Annotated in this window: 10 protein-coding genes; 4 read left to right on the forward strand and 6 right to left on the reverse strand. The window is 54.3% G+C overall.

Going from position 1 to position 11989, the window contains the following annotated elements:
• Window positions 1-93 precede the first annotated feature (93 nt).
• A complete protein-coding gene (locus MYB54_RS09680; RefSeq protein ID WP_206555997.1) occupies window positions 94-2970 on the forward strand; it encodes an NADH-dependent fumarate reductase in 2877 nt (958 codons plus the stop codon).
• 115 nt (window positions 2971-3085) lie between these two features.
• Window positions 3086-4072, forward strand: a complete 987-nt coding sequence (locus MYB54_RS09685) for an FAD:protein FMN transferase (RefSeq protein ID WP_206555996.1) — start codon at window positions 3086-3088, stop codon at window positions 4070-4072.
• 140 nt (window positions 4073-4212) lie between these two features.
• On the opposite strand, the gene fabI is transcribed toward MYB54_RS09685, so the two are convergent.
• The 6 genes from fabI to sapA all read right to left on the reverse strand — a co-directional run bounded on the left by fabI (window position 4213) and on the right by sapA (window position 10546).
• Window positions 4213-5001: an enoyl-ACP reductase FabI gene (gene fabI, locus MYB54_RS09690; protein ID WP_010276729.1), complete on the reverse strand. Its 789-nt coding sequence runs from the start codon at window positions 4999-5001 to the stop codon at window positions 4213-4215.
• 193 nt (window positions 5002-5194) lie between these two features.
• The gene (sapF, locus tag MYB54_RS09695) at window positions 5195-6010 is read right to left on the reverse strand and encodes a putrescine export ABC transporter ATP-binding protein SapF (RefSeq protein WP_010276730.1); all 816 of its coding nucleotides are present in this window, start codon (window positions 6008-6010) and stop codon (window positions 5195-5197) included.
• Complete coding sequence (gene sapD, locus MYB54_RS09700) at window positions 6010-7002, reverse strand: putrescine export ABC transporter ATP-binding protein SapD (RefSeq protein WP_094370991.1); 993 nt, start codon at window positions 7000-7002, stop codon at window positions 6010-6012. The genes sapF and sapD overlap by 1 nt, the downstream gene beginning before the upstream one ends.
• A 16-nt stretch (window positions 7003-7018) precedes the next feature.
• Complete coding sequence (gene sapC, locus MYB54_RS09705; protein ID WP_014915700.1) at window positions 7019-7909, reverse strand: putrescine export ABC transporter permease SapC; 891 nt, start codon at window positions 7907-7909, stop codon at window positions 7019-7021.
• Window positions 7896-8861: a putrescine export ABC transporter permease SapB gene (sapB, locus tag MYB54_RS09710; protein WP_014915699.1), complete on the reverse strand. Its 966-nt coding sequence runs from the start codon at window positions 8859-8861 to the stop codon at window positions 7896-7898. The genes sapC and sapB overlap by 14 nt, the downstream gene beginning before the upstream one ends.
• Window positions 8858-10546 (reverse strand): ABC transporter substrate-binding protein SapA, encoded by a 1689-nt coding sequence (gene sapA / locus MYB54_RS09715; protein ID WP_039467716.1) that lies wholly within the window; start codon window positions 10544-10546, stop codon window positions 8858-8860. Before sapA ends, sapB begins: the two co-directional genes overlap by 4 nt.
• A gap of 171 nt (window positions 10547-10717) precedes the next feature.
• Here sapA and MYB54_RS09720 point away from each other — a divergent pair, with 171 nt between their 5' ends.
• Together MYB54_RS09720 and MYB54_RS09725 are read left to right on the forward strand one after the other, a co-directional pair.
• On the forward strand, window positions 10718-11158 hold the full coding sequence (locus tag MYB54_RS09720) for an Xre family toxin-antitoxin system antitoxin (RefSeq protein ID WP_010276743.1): 441 nt from the start codon (window positions 10718-10720) through the stop codon (window positions 11156-11158).
• The gene (locus MYB54_RS09725) at window positions 11155-11643 is read left to right on the forward strand and encodes an RES family NAD+ phosphorylase (RefSeq protein ID WP_014915697.1); all 489 of its coding nucleotides are present in this window, start codon (window positions 11155-11157) and stop codon (window positions 11641-11643) included. The genes MYB54_RS09720 and MYB54_RS09725 overlap by 4 nt, the downstream gene beginning before the upstream one ends.
• Window positions 11644-11989: the final 346 nt, after the last annotated feature.

Below are 11989 nucleotides of genomic sequence, written 5' to 3' on the forward strand. Positions count from 1 at the left end.
GCAAATTATCAGCCAGAAAAATTAATAAAAACAAACATGGCGGCTTCTGATTCATTCGCGAACAGAGTTTTTATTTTAAGTGGAGTATTCGCTATGAAGAATAATCACCATGATCTATTTGCCGCTTTTACATTCCCCAACGGCGCGACGCTGAAAAACCGGGTACTGATGGCACCCATGACTACCTGCAGTGGATTTTACGATGGGAGCGTGACCAAAGAGCTGGTGGAATATTATCAGGCCAGGGCAGGCAGCATCGGCACCGTGATTGTGGAGTGCTGTTTTATTGATGACAAAGGGTTGGCGTTTCCCGGTGCGATAGGAATCGACAACGACGACAAAATTGCCGGGCTGGCCAAAATTGCGACGGCGATTAAAGAAAAAGGCTCGACGGCGATCCTGCAAATTTATCACGGTGGCCGGATGGTCGAGCCGCGTTTTATCGGTGGCGCGACGCCCGTAGCCCCGAGCGCCATTGCTGCGCCGCGCGCGGGTGCCATCGTTCCGATGGCGCTGTCGGGCGACGAGGTTGACGCGATGATCGGCAAGTTTGGCGATGCCGTTCATCGTGCCATTCAGGCGGGTTTCGATGGTGTGGAAATTCACGGCGCGAATACCTACCTGATCCAACAGTTCTATTCTCCACACTCTAATCAACGCTCAGATAAATGGGGCGGCAGCCGTGACAACCGTGCGGCTTTCCCGCTGGCGGTGTTGGATATCGTTCATGAGGTCGCGGATAAATACGCCGATCCTGCATTTATTATCGGCTATCGTTTCTCGCCGGAAGAGATCGAAGAACCCGGCATTCATTTTGATGATTCACTCTATTTGCTGGAAAAATTAGCGGCACGCGGGCTGGATTACGTTCATTTCTCTATGGGAAATATTCTGCGCTCGTCCATTGTCGAAACAGATGACCCGACGCCGCTGATTAAAAAATATGTTGCCCGCCGTTCCGCGACATTAGCAGCGATTCCGGTTATTGGCGTAGGGGATATTGTCAATCAGGCAGACGCCGATGCGGCGCTGGAAAATGGTTATGACCTGATTGCCGTCGGCAGAGCTTGTATTGCTTATCCAGACTGGGCAGATCGTATTGCCGAACAGGAAAAACTTGAACTTTATATTGCCAGCGATAAACGTGAAGCATTAACGATTCCTGAACCGCTGTGGCGTTTTTCATTAGTTGAAGCCATGATTCGGGACGTGAATTTAACCGGCAAAAAATTTAAATCCGGGGTTTATCAGGAAAACGTTCAGGATGAATGTGGCGAGCTGAGAATTCATGTTCATTTTGAGCAGAATCGGGTCGCCGATATTGCGCTGGAGAATAGCGAAATTGATGAATCGCTAAAAATCAGTTTTGAAATTATCCGTGAACGCATTCTGGATACCAATAGTCCCCACGTTGATGCCGTAACGGGTGCAACGGCGCAGAGTGAAGCGATTAAAAAAGCCGTTACCAAAGCGATGGTGAAATCGAGCAAAGACGCCATTATTGCCGACGGTGGTAACCCAGACGCGCGCCGCGAAGCGGATGTGGTGGTGATTGGCAGCGGTGGTGCGGGACTGGCGGCGGCGATTCAGGCCAGCGAAGAGGGCGCGCGCGTTATCGTCATTGAAAAGATGCCCGTCATCGGCGGCAATACCATCAAGGCCTCTGCCGGTATGAACGCGGCGGGAACCGTCTTCCAGCAAAATAAAGGTATCGAAGATAGCCAGGCGCTGTTCTATGACGAAACGCTGAAAAGTGGCAAACAGAAGAACAATCCTGCGCTGGTGAAATACTTTGTCGATCATGCGTCTGACGCGATTAACTGGCTGGCGCAGCACGATATTGAGCTGAGCGACATCACCACGACGGGCGGTATGAGCGTTGACAGAACGCATCGGCCTGCCAACGGCGCCGCGGTGGGCGGCTATCTGGTCAGCGGGCTGATTAAGAACCTCAATAAATACAATATTGAGGTGCTGCTGGAAACGTCGGTAACCGAAATTGTGCAGGAGAAGGGCAAGGTTAGTGCCGTCAGAGTCGTCAATGATGAGCAGGAAGTGAGCCTGATTGCGACAAAAGCGGTGATTGTCGCGACAGGCGGTTTTAGTGCTAATCAGGCGATGGTGGAGTCATACCGCCCAGACCTGAAAGGCTTCGTCACCACCAACCATAAAGGCGCAACGGGCGGCGGCATTCGTCTGCTGGAACAGATCGGCGCAGATACGGTGGATATGGGGGAAATTCAAACCCATCCGACGGTTGAGCAGACAACCTCTTATCTGATCTCCGAATCCATTCGCGGCGGCGGAGCTATTCTGGTGTCGCAGCGTGGAGAACGTTTCTTTAACGAAATGGAGACGCGGGATAACGTCTCGTCCGCCATCGTCAACTTGCCGGAAGAGTACGCGTACATCCTGTTCGACGAGCAGGTCAGAAACCGCAATCGGGCAGTCGAAGAATATGTTGCACAAGGGCTGACCGTCAGCGCGGACAGCATCGCTGAACTGGCCGACAAGCTCGATATGCCGCCAGCTGCGCTGCACGCCTCGCTCGAACGTTACAATGCCTTTATCGCCGACAAACACGATGAAGACTTTGGCCGTACCACGGGGATGCGCGATCCGTTGAATCAAGCGCCGTACTACGCGATTAAGGTGGCGCCGGGCGTACACCACACGATGGGCGGCGTCACCATTAACGAGAAAGCGGAAGTGCTGAACCGCTATAAAGAGACGATCTCCGGGGCTTATGCTGCCGGGGAAGTGGTTGGCGGTATTCACGGGGCGAACCGCATTGGCGGCAACGCCGTGGCGGATATCATTATCTTCGGCATTCAGGCGGGGATGCAGGCAGCGGCCTATACGCGGGCACCGCGTCGTTCGGACGTTTTTCCAACGAAGGCACGTAAAGCAAGGTTTACGAAAGCGGCGGCGAAAACGGCCGAAAAGCAGCCGATATTGGTCGCAGAGTAAGTGATAGAAAAGAACGTGATAAAAGGGTAAGGCTGATGGCGGGCGCCTCAAAGGGCGCTCGCGATTTTCCCACCGTTTCCTCTCTGTACCGCCATTCGATCATGGGAGTCACCGCATGCCTTCTGTCGATAATGCTTACGTCTATTCCGTTCACCTGATGGGCAGCCCCATTCTGCTCAAACTGTTTGTCCATGATGAAACCGCCGTCAGGCAGGTTTTCCAACGCATCAAACAGCTCGAAGATCGGCTAACCGTTAATCGAGCGCAGTCGGAAGTGATGAGCATCAACCATGCGGCGGGGAAAGCGTACGTTTCGGTCAGCCCGGTGGTCTTTGAGCTGATTAAACGGGCTAAAGCGGTCAGTCTGATTGAAAACAGCGGCTTTAATGTTGCGATTGGCCCCGTCGTGAAACTATGGAAAATCGGTTTTAGCGGCAGCACGGTGCCTGATCACGAGTCAATACAGCGGGCGCTGGCATTAACACATCCCGAACGCATTGTTCTCAGAGAGCAGGACTGCGCCGTGTTGCTGGAAAGCGCCGGAATGGAGATTGACCTGGGGGCGATTGCGAAAGGTTATATTGCTGATATCGTCCGGGACGTTCTGCATCAACATGCGATTCAGGATGCGCTGATCAATCTGGGGGGGAACGTGCTGGCTATCGGCAGCGCACTGACGGATGAACAAGGGCTATGGAGCGTCGGGTTGCAGAAGCCTTTCGCGGATCGCGATAGCCTGCTTGGCATCATTAAGGTGAAGAATAAATCCGTGGTGACATCCGGCGTCTATGAACGCTTTTTCACCGTGGACGATCGTATCTATCATCATATTCTCGATCCCCGGACGGGTTATCCGCTGGATAATGAACTGCACAGCGTCACGGTTATCTCGAACGACTCTCTCGACGGCGATATCTACACCACGCTGCTTTATGGCATGGGCGTCAGCGCAGGCATCACCTTTCTACAAAACCAGCCGGATATCGAAGCGATATTTGTGACAAAAGCACGAGAGATTATTTTCTCTTCGCAGCGATGTCATTCGTTTGAATTGCTGGATAAGGATTATTCGGTAAAGGTTGGAATTGAAAAGCAAGAGTAACAGTCTGTTTATTAAAGGGTATTTAATTCAGAGAGGCGTAACAGGCGTATTGTTTTACCCGGTTTAACCGAGTTGCACCATTTAGGTTTTATAGCTGAAGGAGGAAAGTAGCCTATCAGGGATAGGCTACTTTTGATGACTTACTTCAGTTCCAGCTCGTTCATTGCAGCGATGCTGAAACCGCCGTCAACGTGCAGAACTTCACCGGAGATACCGGCAGCCAGATCGGAACACAGAAACGCAGCAGAGTTGCCCACGTCTTCAATGGTAACGACACGGCGGATTGGCGTAACGGCTTCGCAATGCGACAGCATTTTCTTGAAGTCTTTGATGCCGGATGCAGCCAGTGTACGAATCGGGCCCGCAGAGATGGCGTTAACGCGCACGCCCTGAGCACCCATCGCATTCGCCATGTAACGAACGTTCGCTTCCAGAGACGCTTTTGCCAGACCCATTACGTTGTAGTTAGGGATGGCACGCTCAGCACCCAGGTAGGACAGGGTAACCAGCGCAGAGTTCGGGTTCAGCATCTTACGACAGGCTTTCGCCATCGCGACGAAGCTGTAAGAGCTGATATCGTGAGAAATGCTGAAACCTTCACGGGTAACGGCATCCACGTAGTCACCGTCCAGTTGGTCGCCCGGTGCGTAAGCAATGGAGTGTACGAAGCCATCAAAGTTCGGCCATACGTTAGCCAGTTCGGTAAACAGTGCTTCGATGCTGGCATCTTCAGCGACATCACACGGCAGAACGATGCTGGAACCCAGTTCGCTGGCAAAGCCTTCAACGCGTGCTTTCAATTTGTCGTTCTGATACGTGAAGGCCAGTTCGGCACCTTCGCGCTGCATTGCTTGTGCAATACCGTAGGCAATAGAACGGTTGCTGGCAACACCTGTTACCAGAATGCGCTTACCGGTAAGAAAACCCATAGCAGTAATCCTTGTGATCATTGTTGCTGCGATCGCCACCTTTGTACCCGTAAACCTACGTGGCAAGTGACGACCGAGATGAATAAACCGCGCAATTCTACCATGTTGGGGACGGTAGGGGTACTCCGAGCAGTATCCGCCTTTTTCCACAGCCCTGTGGCTGTCTCGGGGATGCTGCCGTGGTGCGCGGAGATTAACGTTGTGCGCCGTCGCGTCGCCAGGCGTCGGCGCTGAGCGCTTCGCCGAAGTGGCTGGCAATCAAACGTTTCGTCAGGTCATGGAGCGGGGCGGACAACACATCGGCGGTACTGCCGCGTTCGACCACTTCGCCAGCCTGCATCACCAGAATCTGGTCGCTGATGTGTTTCATCATGCCCAGATGCTGCGTCACGTAAATATAAGAGATACCGTGCTTTTCCTGTAACTCCAGCATCAGATTGATAATCTGTGACCGCATAGACATATCCAGTGATGCCAGTGCTTCATCGGCGACAATCACTTTTGGTTGCAGGATCAGCGCCCGCGCCAGACCGACGCGCTGTTTTTGCCCCGGCGCGAGCGCATGTGGATAGTAATAGGCGTGATCGGGACGTAGCCCGACCTGATGCAGCGCCTGATTAATCGCTCTTTCACGCGCTTCGGCGCTGAGATCGGTATTCAGCCGCAGCGGGACATCCAGCAGTTGACCGATGCGCTGGCGCGGATTGAGGGCATTGCTCGCATCCTGAAAGATCATGCGGATGCGTTGGCTGCGGTAGCGGTAATCGCCATAGTGCAGCGGATGATCGTCGATAACCAGCTCGCCGGACGTCGGCGCGATCATGCCCGACAGCATTTTAGCCAGCGTTGATTTCCCCGATCCGTTCTCGCCGATGATGGCGAGCGTTTGCCGTTCACGCAGCGTAAAGCTGACGGATTTCACCGCCTCAACATGCTGACGGCGGAACAGCCCGGTCCGATAGCGGAACGTCTTGGTCAGGTTGCGGGCTTCAAGCAGCATCTCAACCATCACGGTTCCTCCATGTTGAGCGGAAAGTGGCAAGCATATAAGTGGTTCTTAACGGAAAGCAGCGGCGGCGTTTGCATACACTGTTTTTGTGAATACGGGCAGCGCGGACCAAGCCGGCAGCCAATCGGCAGGTGCTCTAACGACGGAATCGCCCCATTCAGGGTATTCAGTCGGCTTTTGTGCGGCAGAGAACGACCGAAATCGGGCATTGCGCGAATCAGCGCCTGCGTATAAGGATGATGCGGCGCGGTGATCAAGTCTTCACAGGTGGCGCTCTCCACCGTTTGCCCGCAATAGAGCACATTTATCCGGTCAGCCCATTTGCTCATGGTTTGCAGGTCATGGCTGATGAGCAGAATCGTCGTGTTATTGTTCTGGTTCAGGCGCGACAGCAGGCGGAAAATCTGCGCCTGCGTGGTGGATTCCATCGCGTTGGTCGGTTCATCGGCAATCAACAGACGCGGCTGGTTCGCCAGCGCGATGGCAATCATCACTTTCTGACACTCGCCGTCACTCAGTTCATAGGGATAGCTGCCCATAATATCTTTGTGATCTTTAATCCCGACGCGGTGCAGCAGTTCGATTGCACGGCGCTTACGCCAGTTAAACCGCTGCCACCAGCGGCCTTTGTACGTCCAGCCCGGAATCGCCTGTACCAGTTGCTTACCGACGCTTTCGGACGGATCGAGACAGGATTGCGGCTCCTGAAAAATCATGGAGACGTTATGGCCGACCAGCTTACGTCGTTCGCGCGACGACAGTTGCAGCAGATCGATATCATCGAAGCGGAAGCGATCGGCGGTCACGCGCCAGTTTTCTTTGGTGATCCCGCAGATGGCTTTAGCGATCAGGCTTTTACCGGAGCCGGATTCGCCGACCAGCCCGCGGATTTCACCTTCGCTCAGCGTCATACTGACGCGGTCGACGGCTTTTACCGGGCCGTCGGCGGTCAGAAATTCAATCGTCAGGTTACGGATATCAAGTAATGGCATAGGGAGTCGTCGCCTCTTATTCCGTTTCCGCGACGAGCGCGCGGCGGATGCCGTCGCCCAGCAGGTTGACGATTAACACGCTCAGCGCGATAGCGGCACCGGGTAGCATTACGGTCCAGGGGGCGGCATAAACCAGCTCCAGCGAGTTGCCAAGCAGGGCGCCCCATTCGGTCGTCGGCAACTGCGCGCCCAAATCGAGAAAGCCCAGCGCGGCGATATCCAGAATGGCAATCGATAGCGCGCGGGTAAATTCGGAAACCAGCAGCGCGGCGATGTTGGGCAGCACGACGTACCACACCAGATAAAACGTGGACGCGCCGTCGAGACGAGCGGCGATCACGTACTCTTTATCCATTTCATCGTGTACGGCGCTGTAGATGGTGCGCACCATACGTGGCAACAGCGCCAGCCAGACGGCGAGCATCGCGTGTTCGAGCTTGGGGCCGATAAAGGCGATCACCACAATCGCCAGCAGCAGCGACGGAATGGACAGCAGCGTATCCAGAATATGATTGAGCATCGCAGAGCGCAGCCCACGGGTGACGCCTGCAAAAACGCCCAGTACGATACCGCACAGCGCCGCCGCGTAGGTGACGATGAGCGATGCGCCGACGGTCGGCGCTGCGCCGCTTAGCAGGCGGCTTAACTGATCGCGGCCTAAATCATCGGTGCCGAGAAAGAACGAGACTTCGCCGTAATGCGACCAGGAAGGGGGCAGCAACTGATAGCCCAAAAACTGCTGGTCAACTTCATAAGGCGCGAGAAATTTGCCGAACAGGCACAGGCCGATCAGGATCAAAAAGCCGTATAGCCCAATCATCGCCAGCATGTCCTGATGGAATGCCCGCCAGGTATCGCCTAGTCGGCTAGGCAGCCGTTTTTCGCTATAGACGTTATCGTAGGGCATACCATTCCTTATGTTTCAACGGATTTGCCATGGCGCCCCAAATATCGGACAGGATGTTGACCGTGATGACCATCGCACCAACCACCATCACGCCCGCAGAAATTGCAGCGAAGTCCTGCTGGCGAATGGCGTTCACCAGCCAGCGACCGATACCCGGCCAGTTAAAGACCACTTCGGTAATCATCGTCAGCGTCAACATGGTGGAAAACTGTAACCCTAGTTTGGGAATAATCGGCGGCAGCGCGTTGTGAATCAGGTGACGACGGATGATCGTAAAGCGTGACAGTCCGCGAGTCGCCGCCGCTTTAATGTAGTTTTTGCTGATAATTTCCGTTGTGCTGACGCGCATCAGGCGGATCACTTCGGTGGTCGGCCCGACGGCCAGCACGGTAATCGGCAAAATAAGGTGGCGAATGGCGCTGACGATCATTTCACCGCGATGTGGCGAATCTGACAGCCAGGCGTCAATCAGTGCAAATCCAGTGACGGTCTTCACCTGATAGAGCAGGTCGAAGCGGCCTGAAACCGGCAGCCAGCCGAGGTGCAACGAGAAGAAGAGCGTCAGCAGCAGCGCCAGCCAGAACACCGGCAGGGAGAAGCCGATGAGCGCCAGCGTGCTGATCACAATGTCCGCGCCGCGGTTCTGCATCACGCCAGCGGTAATCCCCAGCGGAATACCGACCAACAGCGAGAGCGCAAATGCCAAAAGACAAAGCTCGATCGTGGCCGGGAACACTTCTTTCAGCAGCTCGCTGATAGCCTGTCCGTTAATACTGGAGCGACCGAAATCTCCCTGAAGCAGGCTGGTGAGGTAAAAGTGATAGGCATCAAACAGCGCTGCGCCGTTGAGCGGGGCGTTGGGCGTGTAGTAACTGAGGCTAAAGCCAACCAGCGTCAGCAGTGACAAGGTCACTATCAGTAACACCAGACGTCGCAAGGTAAAGATAATCACGGCTGTGCTTCCTCCACGGTTTCCGGTGCAGAAGGCTTCTGCTGCGCCTGTTGATCCTCGCGGAAGACGCCCGCGAACGAGGCATTGCCGAAGGGACTCAATACCAGCCCTTTCATGTCATAGCGGTAGGCCAGCAGTCGTAATGACGACGCCAGCGGCAGAACGGGTAACTGTTCCGCCAGAATGCGCTGTGCCTGCTGATAATAGTCAATCCGCTTAGAAAGCTGCTGTGACGAGAGCGCGTTTTGCAGCACTTCATCAAACGTGGGATCGCACCAGTGCGCGTAGTTGCTCTGGGAGCGAATCGCCGCGCAGCTTAACAGCGGTCGGAAAAAGCTGTCTGGGTCGTTACTGTCCGTTGCCCAGCCTGCCAGTGTTAAATCGTGGCTAAGCTCCATCAGACGCGCTTCCTGAAAACGGCCTTCCACCGGAACGATGGTCACGGTGACGCCAATTTGCGCCAGATCGGCCTGTATCAGTTCTGCCGTTTTCAGCGGGCTAGGGTTGTAGGACTGTGAAGCGCTGGGCACCCACAGGCGCAGGTTGAGGTTAGTCAGCCCCAGTTCTTGCAAGATTTGTCGCGCTTTTTGCGGGTTATATTCCGTAATCTGCGATTCATTGTCGTATGCCCACGACGCACGGGGCAGAATAGATGCCGCTGTTTCCGCTGTGCCGTAATAAATCGACTGCATTAGCCTGTCGTTATTGATCGCCAGTGCAATGGCTTCCCGCACGCGGCGGTCATCCAGCGGCGGCTTACGAACGTTGAAGGCCAGATAGGCGACGTTCATGCCGGGACGCAGCGAGAGACGCAGACGGGGGTCGTTACGCAGGATCGTCAACTGGCTGGCTGCCGGATAGGCGAGGACATCACATTCGCCAGTCAGCAGTTTGGATAAACGGCCTGTCCCGCCGGAGCCGAGATCGACAACCACCTGCCGCATACGTGGCAGGCCGCGCCAATAGTCGCCGTTGCGCGTCAGGCGAATATATTGCCCGTTGCGGTATTCATCGAGCAGATAAGGACCGGTGCCGACCGGTTCGCGATCCAGCAGCTCTTTTTTGTCCTCTTTCGCCAGACGCTGCGCGTATTCCGCAGACAGAATCGGCGCGTAGTGCGTGGCCAGATGCCAGAGAAAAGAGGCATCCGGGCTGTTGAGCCGGATCTCAATACTGTACTCGCCCAGCTTGCGGATGCTTTGCACCGAATCGGCGAATTGCAGGCTGTCGAAATAGGGATATTCACCGCCGTTGACATCATGATACGGGTGTTTTTCGTCCAGCATGCGCTGGAAGCTGAATATCACGTCATCGGCGTTCATATTGCGGGTTGGGCTGAACCAGGCGGTGTGCTGAAACGGCACATCGCGGCGCAGGTAGAAACGGTATGTCGAACCGTTGTCCGAGACTTCCCAGCGCTGAGCCAGTTCTGGCATCAGACGATAGGTATAAGGATCGACATCCAGCAGGCGATCGTAAAGCTGCGCCGCCAGCGTATCAATGGTGACACCGCTGCGCGCCATCTGCGGGTTAAACGTGTTCAGGACATCATTGACGCAATAGACAAAACCGCTCTGGCGAATATTTTCCAGCGGAGCAGGCGGCGTTAGCACGGACGGCGGTGCGGCCAGTGCAGGCAACGCCAGCCAGGTGAGTGCCAGTGCGAAACAGGTTTTTCCGAACATACGGGATTTTTCAGTCAAGACGGTTATACACAGAGTGTATCGCACTCTTGGCATCCTCCCCACTCTTGTTATGCGCGTCTGGCGACTTTCCAACCGTTTGAGCCACCAGACGAATGATTGAAAACGTCATAATGAATGCTATAGTTAAGTCACAATGACGAGGAAATAACTATGAATGCAGAAATCAGTCTTAAAGTTGAAAACTTTGCTCGTGAAGCCGAGTTGCCTGATGGCGTTTTCCATGACCCGTTGATGTTCGTTAATGTCGTGCGCGGTGGGATCTCCGGCGCGATGCTGAAGCGCGGTGCGGATGCCAGCGGGCTAAGCCGTAAGCTGATTGGCTCGGCACTGTCTGTCGACCCGTCTAATATCTCCCGCTTATTCCGCCGTAAGCATTTAACGTTGGAGCAGGGGGAAGCGGCGCTGGAGACGTTCCGCCTGTGGCTGAAAGCCATGACGACGTTTGAAGATGAAGCGAAGGCGCAACTGTGGATGGAGAGCGGCATTCCGGCCTTTGGCGGAAAAACGCCGGCGGAAATGCTGGATACGCACAAAGGGCGTCAGTTGGTTGATAACGCGCTGAATCGTATTGAATACGGCGAATTTATATGAGGCTTTACCGCATTACTAAAGCGGTCTGGCTGGAGGCGTTTTCAGGACAAACGGGCGTAAGCTTCCAGCACGGTGCGCGTTTCAATCAGCCCAACACCCCAGTGCTCTATTTCAGTGAAACGCCCGCTGTCGCGATGCTGGAAATGGGGAATTATCTTCCTTCGCCGCAGTTGCTGCCCGCCAGCTATCGTTTGGGTGTATATGAACTGCCGGATGACGTCCCGCAAGAATCCATCACGCTGGACATGCTGCCTGAAGACTGGCATCGCTATCCGTTTATGCCGGACGTGCAAGCACTGGGATCGCGCTGCCTGAACGCAGGGCAATCGCTGGTGATTTGGGTACCGACCAGCGCGGTTAAGCCATTTGGCAGCATGCGTAATGCGCTGATTAATCCGCTACATCCCGCGTTAAGCCAGCTACGTCTGATTGAGGCGATCCCGGATTTCTACAGTCATAGGCTGTTTAATCCGGTAGGACACTAGGTTTGCCATCGGCAGGAACCCCATAGTCAGTATGGTAATGAGAAAAATTCTCAACAAAGTGCTTTACAGATGATACTGATAACTATTATCATCATTTTCGCACTTCGACGGTGGCTTCTCGCAGGCACTGAAGGAGAGCACGACATTGCTCACATTGCTTCCAGTATTATTTTAGCCAGCCGACGTGCTGGCTTTTTTTTTGCCTGCAAAATGACCTCGCCAGATACTTATCTTGCTTTCTATTTCTCTGTAAATAATTAATAAAATCAATATGGTTGGGATATTTCCTAAATTGTTTGCGGGAACAAAAATCTCCCTTATCATGCCTACACCCAAGATCATGGGT

Source organism: Pectobacterium nicotianae, assembly GCF_023272715.1.
GTDB lineage: Bacteria > Pseudomonadota > Gammaproteobacteria > Enterobacterales > Enterobacteriaceae > Pectobacterium > Pectobacterium brasiliense.

Bases quoted from the DNA above. Each gene is read 5' to 3' on its own strand.
- MYB54_RS09680 (WP_206555997.1), top strand. From the start codon at position 94: ATGAAGAATAATCACCATGATCTATTTGCCGCTTTTACATTCCCCAAC.
- MYB54_RS09685 (WP_206555996.1), top strand. From the start codon at position 3,086: ATGCCTTCTGTCGATAATGCTTACGTCTATTCCGTTCACCTGATGGGC.
- fabI (WP_010276729.1), bottom strand. From the start codon at position 5,001: ATGGGTTTTCTTACCGGTAAGCGCATTCTGGTAACAGGTGTTGCCAGC.
- sapF (WP_010276730.1), bottom strand. From the start codon at position 6,010: ATGGTTGAGATGCTGCTTGAAGCCCGCAACCTGACCAAGACGTTCCGC.
- sapD (WP_094370991.1), bottom strand. From the start codon at position 7,002: ATGCCATTACTTGATATCCGTAACCTGACGATTGAATTTCTGACCGCC.
- sapC (WP_014915700.1), bottom strand. From the start codon at position 7,909: ATGCCCTACGATAACGTCTATAGCGAAAAACGGCTGCCTAGCCGACTA.
- sapA (WP_039467716.1), bottom strand. From the start codon at position 10,546: ATGTTCGGAAAAACCTGTTTCGCACTGGCACTCACCTGGCTGGCGTTG.
- MYB54_RS09720 (WP_010276743.1), top strand. From the start codon at position 10,718: ATGAATGCAGAAATCAGTCTTAAAGTTGAAAACTTTGCTCGTGAAGCC.
- MYB54_RS09725 (WP_014915697.1), top strand. From the start codon at position 11,155: ATGAGGCTTTACCGCATTACTAAAGCGGTCTGGCTGGAGGCGTTTTCA.